Consider the following 22,155-nt stretch of genomic DNA (forward strand, 5'->3'; position numbering starts at 1 on the left):
GAGCCGATCGTGCTCGCGGCGGGGTCTTCGGAGCGGCTGACCCACATCCACGCCGCGCCTCAGCCGTCCTCGGGCCGCGCGCCCACGGAGCACACGAGGCGCTGCGTCGTCGCCTGCGCTCGCAGCGCGCCTTGTCCTGCGCCGGCGCCGCTCTCCTGCCCCCGCGCGGCCGTCCACCGCGCGATCAGCGCCGCGCCCTCCGCGCGCTCACCGCGCCGCCTCGAGTCGGAGGCCGCGAGGTGCAGCGCTTCGAGGCAGACGCGCTCGCGCCCCCAGCGCACTTGCGCGAGGCCCTGGTTCCCGAGCGCGATCGCGGGCAGCGCCCTCCTGTCGAGGCGCAGCGCGCGCTCCGGATCGAGCGCCACGAGCGCGCGCCACGCGCCCCTCTGGGCGCGGCAGCGCGCGTCGCTGGCGGCGGTCAGCGTCGCCCAGGGCGCGAGCGCGACCACCTCGCCCGCGGTCCCCCCCATGCGGTCCAGCACGGCCGCGCCCGCGATCTCGAAGGCCGAGCCGTCGAGCACCAGCACGCCGGCCTCCCCATCGTCGCGCCACGCGAGGGTCATCGGCCGGCCCCGGAGCTCCTCGCGGTCGAGCGCCACGAGGCGCGCAGGCCGCCGGGGCTCCGGCGTGTGCTCCTCGACGGTCACGCGGCGCCGGAGCTCGCCGAGCACGAGCGCGCGGCCAGGACCGAGCAGGAGACCCGGGGCCCGCCCCGGCGCGGTGTCCGCGTAACCTCGGCGCGGCTCGAACGCCGGGAGCGCCCGCGCGCCCTGCGGGCCGAGCAGCAGCTCGCCCGCCTCGGTGAGGACGAGCAGCCCGACCTCGCCGCTCGCAGCGAGCAGCGGCATCGACGCGCTGCGCTTCCCGTCGTGCCCGCCGCTCGGCGGGAGCCCGGTCGCGTTCAGCCGCAGCGCCTCGCCGCGCAGATCGAACGGCGGGAGGTAGAGCACGCTGTGCGTCCGGACCGCCGCGACCTTCGGACCTCCCTTTCCCGGCGCCGCGCCGCCCTTGCCCGACGCCGCGACGTTGGGCGGCGCCTCCTCGGGCGCGGCGTCCTCGGCGGGCGGCGCCTCCTCGGCTGGCCGCGCGGCGCGCCCAGGCGGCGGCGCGTCGGCGACGACATCGAGCGCCTCGCCATACGACGTCAGCACGGTCCATCGCTCCGAGCCAGCCTCGGGCGCGGCGCGCGGGCGCAGCGCCGGCAGCTCGATCGGCGCACAGGAGAGCGACGGCAGCGCCGCCGGCGGCTCGTCGATCCGAGCGACGCCGCCCCCGCAAGCCGCCGCGTCGGCCCCCGGGGCGCCCGCGCGGCTGGCCTCCGCCGCCCCGCAGCCGGGGCCCCGCGCGGCGGCGATGGCCGGCGACGCCTCGCCCGCGCCCCAGCCGAGCCGCACCACGCCGCTCAACGCACAGCCGAGCGCGGAGCACCCGCCCTGGAACGACGGCGGCGGCAGCGGCGAGCGCCCGGCGGCGCGCCACGTGCGGCCGTGATCGAGCGTCTCGTAGAGCTCCGCGCCCGCCGTGACGAGCACGCCGTGGTCGCCGGTCACCACCATCGCCGCCGGATCCGGCGGCAGGGCGTGCGGCGAGACCGTCCCGTCGTCCGCGATCGTGACGCCCAGGCTCGCCTGCGCGACGGCATCGGGCCACTCGACCGACGACAGCCACCCGTCGACCCCGCCGTCCTCGCGCGCGCGGAAGCGCCTGTCGACGAGCGCCCGTGCCCCGTCGCGCGGGGGCGGCGTCCAGTACCAGCCGGGGAGGTGCCCGCGGAGCTGCACGACCCGCGCACCCCCCTCGTCGCGGCCCCGCGGCGCCCCGACGGGCGCTGGCAGCCGCGCGTCGCGCTCGCCCCTCAGCAGCGCGATCGCGCTCCCGTCGCGGCGCGGCGCCCAGCCGACCAGCGTCTGCGACTCGCCGAGCTCGATCGCATGCTCGACCCAGTCGTCCGGGCCGCGCCGCACGCAGATCCTCGGGTGGACCACGACCTCGCCGTAGCGGCGCTCTCGCTCCTCGTCGCTGGCGACCCGCGGCGACGCCGCGCAGCCGCCGACGTAGCCGAGCGCGCCGCCGTCGTCGGCCACGAAGAACCCCTCGTCGCTGAAGGCGCGCTCCATCCGCGGCGCCTCGCCGCGCTCGGAGCGCAGGACGTAGCTGCCGTAGTTGTCGTAATCGTCCCACACGCAGAGGAAGAGCGGCCCGTCGCTCGCAGGCACCGGCGCGCAGCCCAGCCCGTCCGGGAGCCAGCCGGAGAACCGCTCGCGCACCGCGCCCGTGCTCACGTCGATCCGCGCGACGCCGCCCTCGAACACCCCGAGCGCGGTCCCGTCGGGCAAGAGCGCGCCCGCGGAGACGGCCGCCGCGAGCGGCGCGAGATCGTCGAGGACGGGGGCGTCGCGCGAGGCGGCCTGGGCGCCCGCGAAGAGCAGCTGGAACGACCCGCTCGGCTGCCACATCGCGCGGACATCGCCGTCCGGCCGGCCGAGCGATCCGTCCGGGAGGACGGGCACGCGCCCGAGCGCCGTGTCGAGCGAGAGCGCGTCCGGAGCGACGCTCACGCGCACGGCGAGCCCGAGACGCTGGCCGACATCGATCCACGTCCTGCCTCCGTCCGCCGTCGTCGCGGCGCGGCCGAAGACGTCGAGGCGCGCCGCGCGCGCGGCGTCCAGCGCGGCCAGATCGTGGATGGCCGGCGTGTCGAGCGCACGGCCCCGATCCTCGCCCGGCAGGAGCTCCCGCGGCCCCTGCTCCGTGAAGACCACGACGCCTCGCAGGCCGTTGCGGGCGCCCCGCACCGCGCCGCCGCCGCCGAGCGCCACCTCCGCGAGCGGCCCCGTGAAGCCGCGCGAGCGGAAGGCCCTGCGCCGGGTCCAGTGCAGGAAGCCGCCGCCGAGGTGGGGCGCGATCGCGAGCGATCCGACGACGGGCTCGCCGGACGCCCACAGATCGGCCTCCCACGCCGCCGCGGCGATACGCCCGTCTCCGCCGAGCTCGAGCCGCGCGCCCTCCGTGACGACGCGCGCCGCGACGGCCGCGGCCGGTCCGTCGTGCGTTGCCCGGAACACGCCCTCGGAGAGCGCCTGGAAATAGCGAGCCCCCGCCGGAGCAGCGCTGGCGGAGCCGGCCGCGCCCGACGCACGCGCGGCCCGAGCAGCCCCCGCGCCGCTCGCCGGGCTCGGCTCGGGCGCACGCGCGCAGGCGGCCGCGAGGAGAGCCGAGATCAGACCGAGCGAGCGCACAAGCATCTGGGGAAAGCACGACGGTATCCGTTGCCGCGCCCCCGTCCAGCGTCGATCCTCGTCCTCGCCCCCGGCGGCCGCGTCCTCGCCCCCGACGGCGCCCGTCGTCCCCGGCTCCCGCGCTCCCGCGCTCCTCGCCCTCGGCTTCCGCGCTCCTTCGCGCGGCGGAGTCGTAAGCTGCAGCCGCGGCGCCCTGCGCCCGCCCGGAAAGCCTGTGCACTCCCCTCCCCGACCCCGACGACCCACCCGCGACGAGCTCCTCGCCGCCGCCGGCAAGACGGTGCCGGACGTCATCGCCCCGGACCTCGACGTCCTCTTCTGCGGCATCAACCCGGGCCTCTACACCGCCGCCGTCGGGCACAACTTCGCCCGCCCCGGCAACCGGTTCTGGCCGGCGCTGCACGCCGGCGGATTCACCGATCGCGTGCTCTCCCCGTCCGAGGAGCGCGAGCTGCTCGATCTGGGGTATGGGATCACCAACGTGGTCGAGCGCGCGACCGCCTCGGCGGACGAGCTGTCCGCCGAGGAGCTCGCCGCGGGCGGGCGGCGGCTCGAGACCACGGTGCGGCGCTACCGTCCTCGCTTCCTCGCCGTGCTCGGGATTGGCGCCTACCGAGGCGCATTCGGCAGGCCCCGCGCCGTGCCCGGCCCCCAGACAGAGACGCTCGGCGCAACGCGGCTCTGGGTGCTGCCGAACCCCAGCGGGCTCAACGCCAGCTACCAGCCGGACAGGCTCGCGGCGATGTTCCGCGCCCTCCACGAGGCGGTCACGTCGACCCGGGCCTCGCGGTGAGCGGCGGACGCGCGCCGGCGCCGATCCCCCGAGGGGAAGATCGAGCCTGCCGCCGCCGCCCCGCGCGACATTCGTCCTGCGCCGACTCGGCTCCTCCGCTTCAGGCCAGCTCAGCGGCGGACAGGGCGGACATGGCGGACAGACACGCGGTCTCCTGGCGCGCACTCGCGGCGTGACTCGCCGGCGCGCCTACTCGGGCAGCGCGCTCGCCTCCTCCTGAGGCACCTTCGCGCGCGCGCGGCGGGCCTCTTCCCGGACGGCCGCGAGGCCGGGCGGCCCCTCGGGCGATCGCCCGCCGCGGTTGGTCACCGCGGCGAGCCACGCGAACGGCGAGTCGGGCGCGCTCTGCGCGACGAGCAAGACGGCGCGGGACGCGTAACGCGAACAACCGTCCTCGCACACGGGCAGCACGAGGCGGAGCCCTCCGCCCCCACCTCGGCCCACGAGGGGCGCCACGCGGAGCTCCGACGGAGGCGGCGCCAGCACGGCCATCACCGCGCGCGTCATCAGATCGACGAACGTCGCTCCGGACATCGCAGGCGGCTCGGAGGTCGGCATCCCCGCGACGTCCGCCGCGTCGAGCCGGCCCGGCGGGAGCGCGAAGAGCCCCGCTCCGTCGGCCGCCGCCGCCGGCGACGGCAGCAGCGCACCCGCGAGCGCTCCCACGAATGAAGCCAGCTTGAGTCCGAATCGCATACGTGCTCCCTCTGCGGCACGTCCAGCAGGCCCCATGCCAGCCACGCGCTGCTGGTCGCGGCGTCGCGGCGCCGCATCCACGACGGTCCGCTCCGTTCGGCGCGCGTGACGGATCGCCACAGCGTGGCGCGCGGAGCCCGATCCCGCGCGGCCGTGTCGCTGCGCGCTGGAGGCGCCGCGGCGAGCCGGAGATGCCCGCTTCGAGCAGGAGAATGGCCCTCGCCACGCGAGCGCCGCTTTCGCTTGCCAGAAGGTCCGGGCGCCGTTAACCGTCTTCGTCATGCCCGACCGAAAGCCAGGGCTGAGCCCGCTTCAGGTGAAGTCCTCGGTCCAGCCGGGCACTCCCCTCCCGTCCGCTCCGTCCGAGCCGGTGGCGAGCATCCTGCTCGTCGACGATCACCGCGCGAACCTCCTCGCCCTCGAGGCCGTGCTCGATCCGCTGCGCCAGCGGCTCGTCACCGCGCAATCCGGCGAGGAGGCGCTGGAACACCTCAACCGCGAGGAGTTCGCGCTGATCCTCATGGACGTGAAGATGCGCGGAATCGACGGCTTCGAGACGGCCGCCCGCGTGAGGGGGCTCGATCGGGCGAGGCACACGCCGATCATCTTCATCTCGGGGCTGCCGGAGGACGAGGACCGACGGTATCGCGGCTATCGCGAGGGCGCGGTCGACTACGTACTCAAGCCGTTCAATCCCGACATCCTCCGCGCCAAGGTGGCGGTCTTCGTCGAGCTGCACCGGAGGGCCGAGCAGATCAAGCGGCAGGAGGCCACGCTCCGCCAGCTGGAGCGCCAGGCGAGCGACGAGGTGTTCCGGCGCATCATGGACACCAGCATGATGGGCCTGCTCTTCAGCGACTACGAAGGGCGCGTCATCGAGGCGAACGACTGCTTCCTCTCGATGGTCGGCTACACCCGCGAGGACCTCAAGGCGGGCCTGCTCAGCTGGCAGGAGCTCTCCCCGCCGGAGTACGAGCATGTCCACCACGACGCGGTCAACGAGCTGAGCCTCCACGGCGTCACGAGGCAGTTCGAGAAGGAGTACATCCGCAAGGACGGCAAGCGCGTGGCGGTCCTCGTCGGGTCCGCGCGCATCGAGACGCAGCGGCGCAACCTCACCTACGTGCTCGACATCAGCGAGCGCAAGCGCGCCGAGGCCAACGTCAGCCTCCTCGCCGGCGCGGGCGAGATCCTCTCGTCTTCGCTCGACTTCCGCGAGACGCTCGGGCAGCTCGCCCGGCTCGTCGTCCCGCTCCTCGCCGACTGGTGCGCCGTGGACATCCAGGGCCAGGACGGCGCGATCCAGCGCGTCGCCGTCCAGCACACCGACCCTCAGAAGGTGGAGCTCGTCCGCCGGATCGAGCAGAGCTATCCTGTCGATCCCGCGGCGAGCCGGGGTGTGCCGAAGGTGCTCCGGACGGGCGAGGTCGAGTGGGCCTCCGAGATCCCGGACTCCCTGCTCGTCGAGAACGCGCGGGACGAGGAGCACCTCCGGATGGCGCGCGAGCTCGGCCTCCGGTCGTACCTGGTCGTGCCGCTGGCGGCGCGCGGCCGCGTCCTCGGCGCGATCACGCTCGCGCACGCCGAGTCGGGCCGGCACTACACGAAGGTCGACGTGCAGTTCGCCGAGGAGCTCGCCCGGCGCGCCGCCCTCAGCGTCGACAACGCCCTCCTCTTCGAGCGCGAGGTCACCGTGCGCAAGGAGGTCGAGACGCTCGCGGAGGAGCTGAAGCACAGCGAGGCGCAGTTCCGGCTGCTCGCCGAGACGATGCCGCAGCTCGTGTGGACGAACCGCCCGGACGGCCACCACGAGTATTTCAACCGGCGCTGGTACGACTACACGGGGCTCACCGCGGAGGACACCGGCGGCGAGGGCTGGAGCCGGATCATCCACGCCGACGAGCACGAGCGGGCGATCGAGGCCTTCCGGGAGGCGCTCCGCACGGGCGAGCCGTACGAGAGCCAGTGCCGGCTCCGGCGCGCGGACGGCGTGTACCGCTGGTTCATCGGCCGGGCGGTCGCCGCGCGCGACGGGTCGGGCCGCATCGTCCGCTGGTTCGGCACGTACACGGACATCGACGATCAGAAGCGCGCCGAGGAGGAGCGGCAGCGGCTCGTCCAGGCGCTGGAGCGCAGCAACAAGGAGCTCGATCAGTTCGCGTACGTCACGAGCCACGACCTCAAGGCGCCGCTCAGGGGCATCGCCAACCTCTCGCAGTGGATCGAGGAGGACCTGAACGACAAGATGACGGCCGAGAGCCGCAAGCAGCTCGATCTGCTGCGCGGGCGCGTCCACCGGCTCGAGAACCTCATCGACGGGATCCTGAGCTACTCGCGGGCGGGCCGCGCCCGCGAGAAGCCCGAGGCGATCGACGTCGGCAAGCTCCTCCGGGAGATCATCGAGCTGCTCGCGCCCCCGCCGGAGACGCTCGTGGAGATCGCCCCCGACATGCCCGTCCTCGTCACGGAGCGCGCTCCGCTCCAGCAGACGTTTTTGAACCTGATCGGCAACGCGCTGAAGCACGCCGGGGGCGCCGATCCGGAGGTCCGGATCAGCGCGCGCGACGCCGGGCCGTTCTGGGAGTTCTCGGTCTCCGACAACGGGGCGGGCATCGCACCCGAGTACCACGACCGCATCTGGGGCATCTTTCAGACGCTGAAGGCGCGCGACAAGGTCGAGGGCACCGGCATCGGCCTGTCGGTCGTGCAGAAGATCGTCCAGAGCAAGGGCGGGCGCGCCTGGGTCGAGTCCGCTGTCGGCGCCGGCGCCACGTTCCGGTTCACCTGGCCCAAGCTCGAGGCCAGAGAGCCTTCATCCCCCTGATGAGCCCGCCTCGAGCGCGGGGCGTGGCGCGCGGCGAAACGCCTCGATCGCCGGACAGGCACGGAGCTTGAACAACCTCCTCGGAACACGAGGCGGCCTATCGCGGCCGACCTCGAAAGGAGGGTTCACATGCTGTCGATGTCCAACCTGCCCAGGCTCTGCCTGGGCGCGCTTGCGCTCTCGCTGTTCACCGCGTGCGCCGCGGCACCTCCCCCGCAGCAGGCTCGGACCGAGCCGAGGTTGCCGAACCCGGGCCCGGATGGAGTCTACAAGGTCGAATGGCCCGATCTCAGGGAAGGCGAAGATCGGTTCATCGGCCTCACCCTCGGGGCCGACATCGCCGACGTCTGCCGCCTGCCCAAGACGAGCTTCGCCTTCGACTCCTCCGAGCCGCTCCCGCAAGAGCACGTGGAGCTCCGGGCGCTCGTCGACTGCCTGCTCTCATCGAGCCTGAAGGGCGCGAGGATCGAGCTCGTCGGCCGCGCCGATCCGCGCGGCACCCCTGCGTACAACCAGGATCTCTCGCTCCGCCGCGCCGCGCGGGTGAAGGAGATCCTCGTGGAGGAGGGCATCCCCGCGGATCGCATCACGACGCGCGCGACGGGCGCCGCCGGGGCGGTCGGAGCTCAACCGATGTACTCCTATGGCTATGATCGCAGGGTCGACGTCGCGCTGATCGGCGTCGCCCATGCCCCTCGGTGACGCGCGCTCGCCCGTTCGCCCGCTCGGCGGACGCGGCTCGGAGCCCTGCCGGAGCGGCGCTGCAGCTGGCTCTCTCCCTCTCGGCAGGGCCGCTCTCTTCCTCCAATTCCACCTATTCCGTTGGCGACGGCGCCGCGCGCCGCGGCCCTTGGTTCACCACCGGCGCTCGTCTCACGGCGCGTGTTGCGCCCGAGGCGCGTCACGACAGCTGTGGCGTTTCGTCACGCAGGCGCCACGGCGGCGCTCCGCGGCCTCGGGAACAGGCGCTCTGGGCGCAAGCTCTCGGTTGGTCCGGGCCCTGCAATGGTTTCCTGACACGAACCGGCGGATGTCGTGTCCGTCACGAGGAGACAAGAGCCATGACGAACCGAATGAGCAACGCGGTGGGGACTGCGAAGGGTGTGGTTGAGTCGGCGGCTACCGGCGCGGGCGTCGCCGCGACGGCGGCCAGGACGACGGCGTTCGACGTCGCGAAGGCGGTCGTCGGCGTCGCCGCCACGGTCGGGGCGCTCGGCTTCGACGACGTGCTCGGCTGGGTCGGGCTCTCGCGCAAGCGGAGCCCGCTCACGGCGCTCGGCCTCTTCGGCGCCGGCCTCGCGGTGGGCGCGGGCGTGGCCCTGCTGCTCTCGCCGACGTCGGGCGAGGCGCTGCGCCGCGAGCTCCTGACCCGCCTCGACGGCCTGAAGCGTCAGGCGACGCAGGCCGAGCGCAAGGTCCAGGACAAGGTCGGCAGCGCGGTCGACGCGGTGAAGGGCGCGGTCGCGCCGTCCGACGCGAGCTCCGCGAACTCGCATTACGGCATCGAGGGAGCTGGGCTGTCCCACGGCGGCGAGAGCGGCCATCACCTGAGCTGAGGCGCTGGCTGTGTGGCTCGAAGCCATCATCACGCGGGAGGATCTCGCGCAGATCCTGGGCGAGTTCCTCCCGGTGAAGATCCACCTGGACGACGACGAGACGACCGATCGCTGGCTGTACCTGGGCAAGGCGACCGAGATTGCCCTGGCCGACGACCTGGGCTTGCGGGTCACGTGCCCGGCGGAGCTCCAGTGGTCCATCGCGGGCGTCAACCCCACCATCCGGCTCGATGAGCTCAAGGTGCTGATTTGCCCCGAGATCATCGAGAGGAACAAGGGGAGTGTCCTGGCGTTCAACGTCGAGCTCGAGGAGGCGGACATCCGCGGGATCCCCTCGATCCTCGACCACACCGTCATGAAGGCGGTCAACGCGGCCCTCGCGAACAAGCGGCCTGAGTGGAACTTCACGAAGACGCTCACGCACACCGTGGGGCTCCCCTCCAACCTCGATCCGATCGAGGGGCTGCACATCGGGGTCGCCTGGGGCAAGCGCCGCATCAGTCAGGACGCGCTCGTGCTCGTGGTCTCCTTCAAGCTCAATTTCGTTCGAGGCGATTGAGCTTCGCGGTTCCCGACAAGCGCCCCGCCCCCCCTCTCCGGGTTGGCGGGGCGCTTCGCTCGAGCGTTGTTGTATCCGGAACCACGCTCGCCCTTTACCTCGCGATCCCGGAGGGGACGGGCATCCCGCCGAGGCCCCACCGTCGGTCACCAACGTGAACGTCAACGTAAACGTTCGGAGGTGGGAGGACGCGGCGCGAAATGGTTAACGCTGTTAGGCCGAGCCGACCTGAGGAGCCAGGTGGATCCTCCCGAGCCGACCCCCGCGCCCGCGCGTGAGCGCGCCCGCGATGTCCGAGTGCTTGACGAGCCCGAGGTAGCTCTCTCCGTCGAAGACGGCGACCACCGGCGTGTTCTTCTCGATCATCTGCCGCCCCACCTCGTCGAGCGACACGTCCGCCGCCACCCGGGGCACATCGCAGCGCATGATCCATGCGATGAACGACCCCTCCTTGCCGGCGGCCAGCGCGCGCATGACGTCCGTGCGCGTCACGACCCCGATCACGCGGTCCTCGTAGACGACCGGGAAATCCGGCTCCTGGCTCGCGAGGATCCGCCGCGCGGCGTCGCCCACGAGCTCGCCAGGCCACAGCTGGACCGCCCTGCCCTCGCTCTGAGGCTCTTCGGGCGGCGCCGCGGGCGCCATCACCGCCTGCGCCGCGCGCCACTCCCGCCGCGCCTCCACGAAGAGGAGCGCCGACAGCGCGGCCACGACGAGCTGACCGCCGAACAGGCCCATGAAGAACAGCACCGCCGCCGCCGCTTGCCCGAGCGCCGCCGTCATCGACGTCGCGAGCCAGGCGCCCGTGAGCGGCGAGAGCGCCTCGCGCAACGCGCGCCCCGCCTCGAGCGGCAACGCCGGCAGCAGGCCGAGCAGGGCGATCCCCAGGTTCGCGCTGGCGAGCCACACGATCGCGGCCTCGCGCGAGGGCGCTTCGGCGGCCTGAAGGACCGAGATCCACCCGAGCTCGCCCACCCCGCCCCGGGCCTCGACGGCCAGCACGAAGAGCGCTGCGAAGGCCACGTTCGCCGCGAGGCCGAGCGCGCGGCCCTGCGCCCGTCCCACAGCAGGACGCGAGCGGCTGACGATCGGGCCGAGCGGCGAGAGCTGGATCTCGCGCAGCCTCAGCCCGAGCTGCCTCGCCACGATCCCACGCACGAGCGCCTGCAACGCCACGCACCCGAGCAGCGCCGCGCCCAGCGCGCAGCCGAAGAGCACGCCGCTCCAGCCGTGCCGCGCTCCCCACTGGAGCGCCCCGATCGGGAGCAGCACGCCGAACGCCGCATGCGCAAACACATCAACACCGCCGAGCCGCGTGATCCTGATGACCGACTTCATGGTGTCTTGCTCCTGGGTTCCCGCAGGCACCTGCACATGGCGCGAGGCGCAGTTCCGACGTGCCACTGCCTCCTCCCCCGGGGCGTGGCGAACACCTCGTCGCACGATCGACGGCTCGGCTGACGGGCACTTGTCCCAGATCTTTCTGATTTTACTGCAAATCACGTGCCGATTTCCTGCGCCTCACCTGCAAGGGAGCGGCGCGCGGAGCCATTCTGGCGTTCAGGGAGGGCGCGACTGGCCTGAAGGGCTATTCCGCGGCGCTGATCGTCATCGCGTCGTCATCGCGTCGGAGCGCCTGCGGCAGAGCCTGGACCGGCCTCCGACACTCCCGAGGCGCGCAGCGCATGCGCCGGGCTCATCGCACGTCGCCTGAATGCCGCGGTGTGGCGTTCCGCTACATGGTGGGCGCACGCCGTCACGGCGCCACATCGGGCAGCCTGTCGCCCGCTCCAGCCCGGCGCGCGCGGCCCGAGGCCGGACCACGACCCTCTGCCGCTTCCGAGAGAGAGGCGCTCCGGGTCAAACGCTCCTGCGGCAGGTACGCGCCGCCATCCAGCTCCTGGACCCAGCGGAGCATCTCCTCGCGAAGCCAGCACCGCAGATCGAACAGCTGCCCAGGATCGCGCGCCGAGACGAGCAAACGCACCTCGATCGTGCGCTCTGTCACATTCGTGACCTGAACAGCCTTCACGCGCTCATCCCAGAGCTCGCTGCTCGGGAGGATCGACTCGAAGTGCCGCCGCAGGGCGTCCACCGGGGTCCGGTAATCCACGTGGAGCTCGACGGTGCCCAGCTTCTCCGCCCCGTGCTTCGTCCAGTTCTGAAACGACTGGTCCAGGAGCCTCGCCGTCGGGACGATGAGCCGCCGCTCGTCCCAGATCTTCACGACCACGTGGGTCAGCCGGATCTCCTCGATCGTCCCGAACTCGCCGTCCACCACGACCTTGTCGCCGAGATCGATGGGCCGGGTGAACAGGATATGGAGGCCCGACAGGATCGCGCCGACCGGCTTCTGCGCCGCGAGGCCGAGCACGACGCCCGCGATGCCGGCCGACGCCAGCAACGAGACGCCGACGTTCCTCACCGCCTCGAAGTTCAGGAGCACGAGCGCGCTCGCCACGATCACGATGAGCACCCGCGCGACCCGCTCGAGCACGCGCGCCTGCGTGCGGAGCCCGCGGGACGACTCGCTCCCCTCCTCGAGGTGACGCACGGCGCGCGCGTCCAGCACCTCCGTGAGGATCCCCACAATGCGCAGAAGGAGCCACGCCACCCCGCCGATGAACAGCGCCGAGAGGAGCGAGCGCAGATCGCTCACGAGGCCCTGGCCGAGGCGCGTGAGCTTGGCGAGGCCCGCTGTCAGGACGACCCCGAGACAAAGGGTCACGGGGCCGATTGCCGCGTCGAGTGTCTTTTCGTCCCACGGCGTCGCGGTCCGTCGCGCGACGACCGAACCGGCGCGCCGGAAGACGCCCGCGGCGATCCGAGCGAGCCCGAAGCCGACCGGAACGCTCGCCGCGACGATCACCCACGGCCACAGTCCATCCCCCGGGATCCCCAGCCGGGCGCCGAGCGATTCAACGTACGAGTTCTGCATGCGTCCATTCCTTCACCAGCGCACCAGCGCCCCGCGCCCCTCCGTGGCCTGGAGCCCCGGGGACACGGGCCTCCCCGCCGCGCTCTGGAGAGCGGCGGAGAGGTCTGCGACCGAGCAAGGCACGCCGGGCTCATCCATTGTGTGTGTGTGGCGTCCCGACGGCACAGGGCGTGCCGCCGAACCCTCCCCCGCGTGTCCGGCCAGATCCCCGCCGCTCGCCGACAAGAGATCGCGAGGACGGATGGAGGCAGGCGCGCCCCGTTGCGGCGATCCGCACCAGCGTCGCTCGACCTCCGCCGGGTGCGTGCGACCGACCCGAGCGGCGCGGCATGCGGTGTGCACACGCAACGGGAGGTGCAGCGGAGCCGACGGGGCGTCGAGATCGGCTGACGAGACGCGGCAAAGGATCGTTTATGTCAGAGCGCAGAAGCCAGGTCGATGATTTCACTCGGCTCACCGAGGAGGATTTCACGCGGCTCACGCAGGAGACCGAGCGGCTCGCGAGGCACGTCGAGGATCTCCGGCACCGGATCGCCGCGACGACCGCGAAGCGGCGCGCGTCCTCCGGCACGCTCCCTGCGCAGAGCGCCGCCCCGTTCGCACCGCCGCACGGATCCCCCTCGGAGCGGACGCACAACGCGACCCCGGAGCGGCCGTGCGACGCCGCCGCGGAGCGGCCGTATGAGACCGCCGTGGAACGGCCGTATGATGGGCCACCGGAGCGGCCGTATGACGCCGCCGAAGAGCGGACGCACGACGCCGCATCGGAGCGGCCGCTGCGCGGTGCGACGGAGAGGCCGCCCCCCCGTCACTCCCCCTTTCCCGAGCGCACCTCGTGCCTCGCGAACGTGTCGCGATGGCTGCCGCCGCTCAGGACTGCGAGAGATCCCATGGAGTCGGGCGTCCATGAGAGGGTGGGAGAGGCAGGGCGTTACAGCATCATCACGCCGCGCAACAAGCCGAGCGATCTCCCGACGAGGCGCCGCTCGCCCAAATCCGACGTGGCCTGAGGCGCCGGCTCGGAGGGCCGCCGCGCCGGCGCAGCGGCCCCTTCCCCCGGTGTCCCGCCGCGGCCTCCCGCGCGCGCTCGGCCGACCGCGCGCCGCGGACACGCGCGCCTTGCGCGCCGTACGCGCGCGCTGCGTGCCGCGCGTGGCGCGAAGCTTGCCCGGCTGAGCGCCAGCTAGTAATACGAGCCCATGCTGCTGCGCGGTGGGAGCAGAAGCGCATGGCCGACGTGCCATGAAGCCTGAACCCGAGGGGACCCCGACGGCCGCCTCGCGGCCTATCAGCGAGGGCGCCGCTCCTCGGCGGCGGGAAGCGTCTCGCAGAGCCCCAGCGCAGCCTCGACCGATGAGACCGCCATCCAGGCGAGAGGGCCTGTCCTCCTGCCGTCCTCTCGCGCGGCGCCCTGGGATCACGCCGGGGCACCGGGTCCGACGGCCTCCAGCGCCCCTGGGCCCCTCCGCGCCCGGGGCGCGCGCTCATTTCCCTTGGTGACCGATCGGTCCTGCCCGCAGGCGGGACCAGGAGAACAGCGGCATGGAGCAGCGAAGCGACCTCGACAAGGCGGCCCGCAAGGCGAGAGCCGGCAATGGCAAGAGCAAGAAGGCCGCGTCCGGGGATGGGCTGCAGGACGGCGCCGCGCGCGCGAGGAAGGCCCGCCCGGCCGAGCGCCCCCGGGCCGCCGCGCCGCTCGAGAGCGACGAGCTCGACCGGCGGACGCTGCTGATGTCGCTGACGGGCCTGAAGAAGGGCGATTTCTCGGTGCGGCTGCCCGTCCACTGGCTCGGGCTCGACGGGAAGATCGCCGACACGTTCAACGATGTCGTCGAGCGCAACGAGAAGCTCGCGAAGGAGCTCGACCGCCTGAGCCGCGCGGTGGGCAAGGAGGGCAAGCTCTCCCAGCGTGCCTTCATCGGCGAGGTGAGCGGCGCCTGGGCCGACGAGATCGCGTGCATCAACGCCCTGATCGGCGATCTCGTCCACCCCACCGCCGAGACGGCGCGCGTCATCGGCGCCGTGGCCAAGGGCGATCTCTCGCAGACGATGGCCCTCGAGGTGGACGGCAGGCCGCTCGACGGCGAGTTCCTCCGGACCGCCAAGACCGTCAACACGATGGTCGAGCAGCTCGGCTCTTTCGCCTCCGAGGTCATCCGCGTCGCCCGAGAGGTCGGCACCGAGGGAAAGCTCGGCGGGCAGGCCGATGTCCGCGGCGTCGCGGGCAGCTGGAAGGACCTCACCGACTCCGTCAACTCGATGGCCGGCAACCTCACCTCCCAGGTGCGCAACATCGCCGCCGTCACCACCGCCGTCGCCACGGGCGATCTCTCGAAGAAGATCACCGTCGACGTGAAGGGCGAGATCCTGGAGCTCAAGGACACCATCAACACGATGGTCGATCAGCTCCGCTCCTTCGCCTCCGAGGTCACCCGCGTCGCCCGCGAGGTCGGCACCGAGGGAAAGCTCGGCGGGCAGGCCGACGTCCGCGGCGTCGCAGGCACCTGGAAGGACCTCACCGACTCCGTCAACTCGATGGCCGGCAACCTCACCTCCCAGGTGCGCAACATCGCCGCCGTCACCACCGCCGTCGCCAACGGCGATCTCTCGAAGAAGATCACCGTCGACGTCAAGGGCGAGATCCTGGAGCTCAAGAACACCATCAACACGATGGTCGACCAGCTCAACTCCTTCGCCTCCGAGGTCACCCGCGTCGCCCGCGAGGTCGGCACCGAGGGAAAGCTCGGCGGGCAGGCCGACGTCCGCGGCGTCGCAGGCACCTGGAAGGACCTCACCGACTCCGTCAACTCGATGGCGTCGAACCTCACGGCCCAGGTGCGCAACATCGCGACCGTCACAACCGCCGTCGCCAAGGGCGATCTCTCGAAGAAGATCACCGTCGACGTGAAGGGCGAGATCCTGGAGCTCAAGAACACCATCAACACGATGGTCGACCAGCTCAACTCCTTCGCCTCCGAGGTCACCCGCGTCGCCCGCGAGGTCGGCACCGAGGGAAAGCTCGGCGGGCAGGCCGACGTCCGCGGCGTCGCAGGCACCTGGAAGGACCTCACCGACTCCGTCAACTCGATGGCCGGCAACCTCACCTCCCAGGTGCGCAACATCGCCGCCGTCACCACCGCCGTCGCCAACGGCGATCTCTCCGAGAAGATCACGGTCGACGTGAAGGGCGAGATCCTGGAGCTCAAGAACACCATCAACACGATGGTCGATCAGCTCCGCTCCTTCGCCTCCGAGGTCACCCGCGTCGCCCGCGAGGTCGGCACCGAGGGAAAGCTCGGCGGGCAGGCCGACGTCCGCGGCGTCGCAGGCACCTGGAAGGACCTCACCGACAACGTGAACTCGATGGCCGGCAACCTGACGAACCAGGTGCGCGGCATCGCCAAGGTCGTGACCGCGGTCGCCAACGGCGATCTCAAGCGCAAGCTGGTCGTCGACGCCAAGGGGGAGATCGCCGCGCTCGCGGACACGATCAACGGCATGATCGAGACGCTCGCGACGTTCGCGGATCAGGTGACGACGGTGGCGCGCGAGGTCGGCGTCGAGGGCAAGCTCGGCGGGCAGGCGAGCGTGCCCGGCGCGGCCGGCACGTGGAAGGACCTCACCGACAACGTGAACCAGCTCGCGGCGAACCTCACCACGCAGGTGCGCGCGATCGCCGAGGTCGCCACCGCCGTGACCAAGGGCGATCTCACCCGGTCCATCAAGGTCGAGGCGCAGGGCGAGGTCGCCGCGCTGAAGGACAACATCAATGAGATGATCCGGAACCTCAAGGACACGACGCTGAAGAACAGCGAGACGGACTGGCTCAAGAGCAACCTCGCCAAGTTCTCGCGCATGCTCCAGGGGCAGAAGGATCTGCTCACCGTCGGCCGGAGGATCCTGTCCGAGCTCGCCACCGTCGTCACGGCGCAGCAGGGCGTCTTTTACATCATGGATGCTTCCCGGGAGGAGCCCGTCCTGAAGCTGCTCGCGAGCTACGCGTTCAAGGAGCGCAAGCACGTCGACAACCAGTTCAAGCTGGGCGAGGGGCTCGTCGGGCAGTGCGCGCTCGAGAAGGAGAAGATCCTCCTCGTCAACGCGCCCCACGACTACATCACGATCACGAGCGGCCTCGGCGACGCGCCCCCGGTCAACATCATCGTGATGCCGGTGCTCTTCGAGGGGCAGGTGAAGGCCGTCATCGAGCTCGCGTCGCTCGAGCGCTTCAGCCCGACCCACCAGGCGTTCCTCGACCAGCTCACCGAGTCGATCGGCATCGTGCTCAACACGATCGAGGCCAACATGCGCACCGAGGACCTGCTCAAGCAGTCGCAGTCGCTGGCGCGCGAGCTCCAGAGCCAGCAGGAGGAGCTCCAGGAGACGAACGCCGCGCTCGGCGAGAAGGCGCGGCTCCTGGCGGAGCAGAACGTGGAGGTCGAGCGGAAGAACCACGAGGTCGAGCAGGCCCGCCAGGCCCTGGAGGAGAAGGCGCGCCAGCTCGCCCTCACCTCCAAGTACAAGTCGGAGTTCATGGCGAACATGTCCCATGAGCTCAGGACCCCGCTGAACAGCCTCCTCATCCTGTCGGACCAGCTCTCCAGGAACAACGACCAGAACCTCACGGCGAGGCAGGTCGAGTACGCGAAGACGATCCACGCGTCAGGGACCGATCTCCTGGGGCTCATCAACGACATCCTCGATCTCACGAAGATCGAGTCGGGCACCGTCGTCGTCGACGTCGGAGAGATCAGCTTCACGGACCTCTCGGACTACGTGCGCCGCACGTTCCGGCACGTCGCCGAGGCCAAGAAGCTCGAATTCGAGCTCTCCTTCTCGTCGACGCTGCCGGCGTCGATGTTCACCGACGCGAAGCGGCTGCAGCAGGTGATCAAGAACCTGCTCTCCAACGCCTTCAAGTTCACCGAGCGCGGCAAGGTGGTCCTGGAGGTGACAGTGGCCCGCAGCGGCTGGAGCCGTGAGAACGAAGTGCTCAGCCGGGCCGACGCGGTGATCGCGCTCTCCGTCCATGACACAGGGATCGGGATCGCGCCGGACAAGCAGCAGATCGTCTTCGAGGCGTTCCAGCAGGCCGACGGCAGCACGAGCCGCAAATACGGCGGCACCGGGCTCGGGCTCGCGATCAGCCGGGAGATCGCGGGGATGCTCGGCGGCGATCTCACGCTGGTCAGCGCGCCGGGCCGCGGCAGCACGTTCACGCTCTACCTGCCGCGCACCTTCCGGCCCGTGCGGGCGGCGCGGCGGCAGCCGACTCACGTCCTCGACGCGCCGCCGTCCATCGATGATGCCGTCCACAGCAGCCGGCCGTCGGATCGCACGTCCGCGAGCGCGGACGTCCAGATCATCGACGACAGCGAGAGCGTCCGCCCCGGCGACCGCGCGATCCTGATCGTGGAGAACGACACCGTGTTCGCCCGCTTCCTCGTGGATGTCGCGCGGGAGCACGGCTTCAAGGCGGTCGTCGCGCTCCGCAGCGCGACCGCGCTCGCGCTGGTGCGAGAGATCCAGCCCGCGGCGATCACGCTGGACATCAACATGCCGGACGTCGACGGGTGGCGCGTGCTCGACGGCCTGAAGCGCGATCTCTCGGCGCGGCACATCCCTGTCCAGGTGATCACGACAGAGACGGAGGAGGAGCGGAGCCGAGCGCGGCGGATGGGCGCGGTGGGCCTGCTCAACAAGCCGCTCAGCAGCAGGACGGCGCTCGACGAGGCGTTCGCGCGGCTCGCCGGGCTGATCGGCTCGCCGCTGCGCCGGCTGCTCGCCGTCGCGCCGGACGAGGCCTCCTTCGCCCCGGTGACCGAGCTGCTCAGGGACGCGGAGGTCACGGTCGCCAGCGCGACGACGGCCCAGGAGGCGCTCGACGCGCTCGATCGCGAGGCGTTCGACGCGATCTTGCTCGACCTGCGCCTGCCGGACATGCCCGGCCTCGAGCTCATCGAGCGCCTCGATCGCGCAGGGCGCTTCGTCGATCTCACGGCCATCGTGTACGCGCCGGCCGGCGTCGCCGGGGACGACGAGGCGCAGCTCTCCCGGCTGGCGCAGAAGCTGCCCGTGAAGCATGTCCAGTCGAGAGAGCGCCTGCTCGACGAGGTTACGCTCGCGCTGCACCGCCGGGTCTCCGATCTGCCGGAGCCGGCGCGGCTCATCGTGGAGCAGCTCCACGAGTCGGCCGCGGCGCTCTCCGGCAAGTGTGCGCTGATCGTCGACGACGATTTCCGCAACATCTATGCGCTGAAGACCGTCCTCGAGAGCTACGGGATGACCACCCTCACCGCCGACACGGGGAAGGCCGCCATCGAGCGCCTGGCGAGCACGAGCGGGATCGACGTCGTGCTCATGGACATCATGATGCCGGAGATGGACGGATACGACACGATCCGCGCAATCCGCAAACAGCCGGCATTCCAGACGCTGCCGATCATCGCCGTCACGGCGAGGGCGATGAAAGGCGACCGGGAGAAGTGCCTGGAGGCAGGCGCGACCGACTACACCTCGAAGCCGGTCGACACGGAGCAGCTGCTGGCGCAGCTCCGCATCTGGCTGCATCGCTGAGCTCGCCTCATCTCCGTCACCCCCGCTCCCCACAACACACCACATCACGTCGAGCGATCACCCCCGAGCACGCCCGGCGGTTTCGTCTGCGTTGCAACGACGCCTCAGTGTGGCGCACCTGCGCGAGCTCTTGTGCGGCACACGGACGATCGACTGCGCAGAGTACCGAGCATTTCCCCGCATTTTCATCTGGCATGCCGCCTGCTGTCGCCTGCTGCGACGATGTGGGTTTCCAGAACACAGACAGGGCGCGCGCGAGGACCTTCGTCGGGAAAGGAGCTGTAGGTGAGGCCAAAGCTGGTGACCGGTCTCGTCAGGACATGGTCGGACGCCGAGAGGTCGGTTGAGCGCGTGATGAGCTGCGGATACACGCGTGACGCCATCAGCCTTGTCATGAGCGACGCGGGGCGCGACCAGCGCGCCGTGGACGGAACCGCGGGCGCGGCGGCGGACGTCGGCGGGGCGGCGGGGGCGGCCTCGACCGCGCTCGTGGTGCTCGGCGCGAGCGTGGTGTTCCCCGGCCTGGGGCTCGTGGCGGCAGGGCCCATCGAGGCCGCGCTCGCGGGAGCGGGCGCGGCGGGCGGGCTCGTCGATGCGCTCGTCAGCGCCGGCATTCCCGAGCACCGGGCGAGCATCTACGACAGCGGCCTACGACAAGGTGCGATCCTCGTGGGCGTAAATGCTTCCTCCGAGCGAGACGCAGAGATCCTGGAATTGATCCTCGAGGTTGCCGGCGCCGAGGACGTCCGGAGCGAGAGCTCGCAGCGGCGTCCTTACGACAGCTTCATCTGAGCGGTCGCGGGAAGGCGGAAGGCACGTGGCAACTTGCCTCGCTGAGGCGCGCTGCCGCTGACGCGCCCGTGCAGGGTTTCAGGAGCTCCCCGAGCGGATCGCCTGGCACACGCGATGCTCCAGACTCGACGCGTGCCGTCGCGTGGCGAGCGGCGGATGGCCGGAGCAGACGGCAGGAGAGCGCATGTCGAGCAACATGACCCAGGCGTTCGAGCACACCTCAGGGGAATGCTTCGAGGTCGACACGGTGGTGGGCGAGAAGTACCAGCTCCTCCGCAAAGCGGGAGAGGGCGCGATGGGGTCTGTCTGGGTCGCCACGAACACGGCGCTCGAGGCCAATGTGGCCATCAAGGTGCTGCGGCCGGAGATGCGCTCTCCCGCGATCGCCGAGCGCCTGCTGCGCGAGGCGCGGGCCGCGGCGAAGCTGAGCCATCCCGGGATCGTGCGTGTCTTCGATCTCGGCAAGACCGCGAGCGGCACCCCGTACATCGTGATGGAGCTCCTGGAGGGCGAGGCCCTCCGGGACGTGCTCTGCCGCGAGCGCCGGCTCGCTCCCGAGGTGGCGCTCGCGATCCTGCTGCCGGTCGCGAGCGCGATGCACGCGGCCCACGAGCGGGGCGTCGTTCACCGGGATCTCAAGCCGGACAACGTGATGCTCGCGAATCAGGGCGACGGGCGGATAAGGCCCAAGGTCGTCGATTTCGGGATCGCGAAGGTGACGTGGACCGAGCCCGAGTCCGGATCGACGGGCGCGGCCGTGATCGGGACTCCGCAGTACATGCCGCCGGAGCAGGCGCTCGGGCAAGGCCACATCGATCATCGCGCGGACATCTGGGCGCTCTGCACGATGCTGTACGAGGCGATCGCGGGTGAGACCCCGTATGCCGGGGAGCACGGGTTCGGGACGCTGCGCGCGATCATCCAGGATCCGGTGCGCTCGCTCGTCGAGCGGTGCGGCTCGGATCCGGCGCTGTGGTCGATCATCGAGCGCGGGCTGCGCAAGGATCCGGCGGATCGCTGGGGGAGCATGCGCGAGCTGGGTATCGCGCTCGCGACGTGGCTCGTCTCGAGGGGAGTCTCGGAGGACGTGTGCGGCGCGTCGCTCCGCGCGCAATGGCTGGACGAGCGGGCCAGCCAGATCCCGTCGCCGTCGCCGCGGCCGATGATGGTGAGCTCCGTGCCGACGCTGCACTCGCGCCGCGCCGACGACTCCCTGGAGCTGCAGGTGCCCATGACGGCCGCGCAGAGGGCGCCGGGGGCGGTGGAGCGCAAGGGGATCGAGGAGAGCGGGGAGCGCGCGTGGTCCGAGGCGACCGCGATGGTGAATCTGCCGGGGGCGGCGTCTCCGTCGCCGCGCTCGTCGTGGCGGGAGCGCTTTCCGCTCCGCGGCGTCGCGGCGGCCGGGCTCGTGGCCCTGGTGGGAGCGGCGGTGTGGAGCGTCGCGCTGGGCACGGCGGGTCGCGCGGGCGAGTCGACGCCGGCGCCGCTGGTCCAGCCCATGGCGATGGTCGCCGCGGCGCCGCCTCCGGCGCAGCCATCGCTCGAGGTGAGCTCCCTTCCGGCCGGCGTGGCGCAGGGGAGCGCGGCGCCGCCGGTCGGACCCACGACATCGCGCCCGGCGCGCGCGGTGAAGGCCGCGGTCCCCGCGCCTCAGGCGCCGGCCGCGGCCGCCGCCCGGGCTGCGATCGCAGCGCCGGCAGCGAACGCGCCAGCCGCGACCGGGAAGTCGCCGGCGCCAGCGGCGAGCCCGCCGCCCAGCTCGTCCGGGCCCAACGCGGGCGCGGAGGCGCCGGCCTCGTCTGCGCAGCCGGTCTCCGCCGGCTCGGCGCACGCGCCAGGGAGCGCCGCCTGTGCGGCTGGCGGAGGCCTGGAAGGCGGGGAAGCGGCCTGCCCGCCGGCCGCCGAGGCGCCGACGAGCGCCGTGGAGGTCTACGATGACGCCGGGGCGGCCGAGAAGGAGCCGGGCGTCCACCGTCCGGCGAACACCGAGGAGGCGCCGCCGGCCGCGGATGCCGGCGCAGCGGAGGGCTCTTCGAGCGCTCCAGCGGCGCCGTAGCGACCCGGACGCCGGCCCGGCCGGCGGGCTAAAGCGACAAACGGGTTGAAACCACGAGAAAAAGCAGGAATTTCACAGGGAGGCGGGGAGCGAGAGACGGCAAGAGAAAGAAATTCATTCTTTCTTCCT

The 22,155-nt window shown here is 71.9% G+C and carries 13 protein-coding genes; 9 read left to right on the top strand and 4 right to left on the bottom strand.

What is annotated here, in order from left to right; genetic code table 11:
- Window positions 1-59 precede the first annotated feature (59 nt).
- Window positions 60-3,245 (bottom strand): hypothetical protein, encoded by a 3,186-nt coding sequence (locus WMF45_RS28680; protein WP_437707834.1) that lies wholly within the window; start codon window positions 3,243-3,245, stop codon window positions 60-62.
- A 274-nt stretch (window positions 3,246-3,519) separates the two neighbouring features.
- Between WMF45_RS28680 and mug the strand changes: the two genes are divergently transcribed.
- On the top strand, window positions 3,520-4,032 hold the full coding sequence (gene mug, locus WMF45_RS28685) for a G/U mismatch-specific DNA glycosylase (protein WP_437719595.1): 513 nt from the start codon (window positions 3,520-3,522) through the stop codon (window positions 4,030-4,032).
- 189 nt (window positions 4,033-4,221) lie between these two features.
- Here mug and WMF45_RS28690 read toward each other — a convergent pair whose 3' ends face one another.
- Complete coding sequence (locus WMF45_RS28690) at window positions 4,222-4,728, bottom strand: hypothetical protein (RefSeq protein ID WP_437707836.1); 507 nt, start codon at window positions 4,726-4,728, stop codon at window positions 4,222-4,224.
- Window positions 4,729-5,008: 280 nt separating this feature from the next.
- Here WMF45_RS28690 and WMF45_RS28695 point away from each other — a divergent pair, with 280 nt between their 5' ends.
- The 4 genes from WMF45_RS28695 (at window position 5,009) to WMF45_RS28710 (ending at window position 9,667) form a co-directional block, all read left to right on the top strand.
- Window positions 5,009-7,552, top strand: a complete 2,544-nt coding sequence (locus WMF45_RS28695; RefSeq protein WP_437707838.1) for a PAS domain S-box protein — start codon at window positions 5,009-5,011, stop codon at window positions 7,550-7,552.
- A 129-nt stretch (window positions 7,553-7,681) separates the two neighbouring features.
- The gene (locus tag WMF45_RS28700) at window positions 7,682-8,254 is read left to right on the top strand and encodes an OmpA family protein (protein ID WP_437707840.1); all 573 of its coding nucleotides are present in this window, start codon (window positions 7,682-7,684) and stop codon (window positions 8,252-8,254) included.
- A 359-nt stretch (window positions 8,255-8,613) separates the two neighbouring features.
- Entirely contained in the window at window positions 8,614-9,108 is a 495-nt protein-coding gene (locus WMF45_RS28705; RefSeq protein ID WP_437707842.1) for a YtxH domain-containing protein, read from the top strand.
- A 10-nt stretch (window positions 9,109-9,118) separates the two neighbouring features.
- The gene (locus WMF45_RS28710; RefSeq protein WP_012237734.1) at window positions 9,119-9,667 is read left to right on the top strand and encodes a hypothetical protein; all 549 of its coding nucleotides are present in this window, start codon (window positions 9,119-9,121) and stop codon (window positions 9,665-9,667) included.
- A gap of 213 nt (window positions 9,668-9,880) precedes the next feature.
- Here the strand turns inward: WMF45_RS28710 and WMF45_RS28715 are convergent, their stop codons facing one another.
- Both WMF45_RS28715 and WMF45_RS28720 read right to left on the bottom strand, forming a co-directional pair.
- Entirely contained in the window at window positions 9,881-11,005 is a 1,125-nt protein-coding gene (locus WMF45_RS28715) for a CBS domain-containing protein (RefSeq protein ID WP_437707844.1), read from the bottom strand.
- Window positions 11,006-11,423: 418 nt separating this feature from the next.
- A complete protein-coding gene (locus WMF45_RS28720) occupies window positions 11,424-12,605 on the bottom strand; it encodes a mechanosensitive ion channel family protein (RefSeq protein ID WP_437707846.1) in 1,182 nt (393 codons plus the stop codon).
- Between the two features lie 413 nt (window positions 12,606-13,018).
- Between WMF45_RS28720 and WMF45_RS28725 the strand changes: the two genes are divergently transcribed.
- From WMF45_RS28725 to WMF45_RS28740, 4 genes are all read left to right on the top strand, one after another.
- Window positions 13,019-13,615 (top strand): hypothetical protein, encoded by a 597-nt coding sequence (locus WMF45_RS28725; protein WP_437707848.1) that lies wholly within the window; start codon window positions 13,019-13,021, stop codon window positions 13,613-13,615.
- Between the two features lie 532 nt (window positions 13,616-14,147).
- Window positions 14,148-19,178, top strand: a complete 5,031-nt coding sequence (locus WMF45_RS28730) for a HAMP domain-containing protein (RefSeq protein ID WP_437707850.1) — start codon at window positions 14,148-14,150, stop codon at window positions 19,176-19,178.
- Window positions 19,179-19,463: 285 nt separating this feature from the next.
- Window positions 19,464-19,970 carry a hypothetical protein gene (locus WMF45_RS28735; protein ID WP_437707852.1) on the top strand — a complete coding sequence of 169 codons (507 nt, stop codon included), beginning with the start codon at window positions 19,464-19,466 and terminating at the stop codon, window positions 19,968-19,970.
- A 184-nt stretch (window positions 19,971-20,154) separates the two neighbouring features.
- The gene (locus tag WMF45_RS28740) at window positions 20,155-22,026 is read left to right on the top strand and encodes a serine/threonine-protein kinase (RefSeq protein ID WP_437707854.1); all 1,872 of its coding nucleotides are present in this window, start codon (window positions 20,155-20,157) and stop codon (window positions 22,024-22,026) included.
- Window positions 22,027-22,155: the final 129 nt, after the last annotated feature.

Source organism: Sorangium sp. So ce448 (assembly GCF_051520915.1).
In the GTDB taxonomy this organism is placed as follows: Bacteria; Myxococcota_A; Polyangia; order Polyangiales; family Polyangiaceae; genus Sorangium; species Sorangium cellulosum_B.

Coding starts and splice junctions, on each gene's coding strand:
- WMF45_RS28680 (WP_437707834.1), bottom strand. CDS start 3,245: ATGCTTGTGCGCTCGCTCGGTCTGATCTCGGCTCTCCTCGCGGCCGCC.
- WMF45_RS28690 (WP_437707836.1), bottom strand. CDS start 4,728: ATGCGATTCGGACTCAAGCTGGCTTCATTCGTGGGAGCGCTCGCGGGT.
- WMF45_RS28695 (WP_437707838.1), top strand. CDS start 5,009: ATGCCCGACCGAAAGCCAGGGCTGAGCCCGCTTCAGGTGAAGTCCTCG.
- WMF45_RS28700 (WP_437707840.1), top strand. CDS start 7,682: ATGCTGTCGATGTCCAACCTGCCCAGGCTCTGCCTGGGCGCGCTTGCG.
- WMF45_RS28705 (WP_437707842.1), top strand. CDS start 8,614: ATGACGAACCGAATGAGCAACGCGGTGGGGACTGCGAAGGGTGTGGTT.
- WMF45_RS28715 (WP_437707844.1), bottom strand. CDS start 11,005: ATGAAGTCGGTCATCAGGATCACGCGGCTCGGCGGTGTTGATGTGTTT.
- WMF45_RS28720 (WP_437707846.1), bottom strand. CDS start 12,605: ATGCAGAACTCGTACGTTGAATCGCTCGGCGCCCGGCTGGGGATCCCG.
- WMF45_RS28725 (WP_437707848.1), top strand. CDS start 13,019: ATGTCAGAGCGCAGAAGCCAGGTCGATGATTTCACTCGGCTCACCGAG.
- WMF45_RS28730 (WP_437707850.1), top strand. CDS start 14,148: ATGGAGCAGCGAAGCGACCTCGACAAGGCGGCCCGCAAGGCGAGAGCC.
- WMF45_RS28740 (WP_437707854.1), top strand. CDS start 20,155: ATGTCGAGCAACATGACCCAGGCGTTCGAGCACACCTCAGGGGAATGC.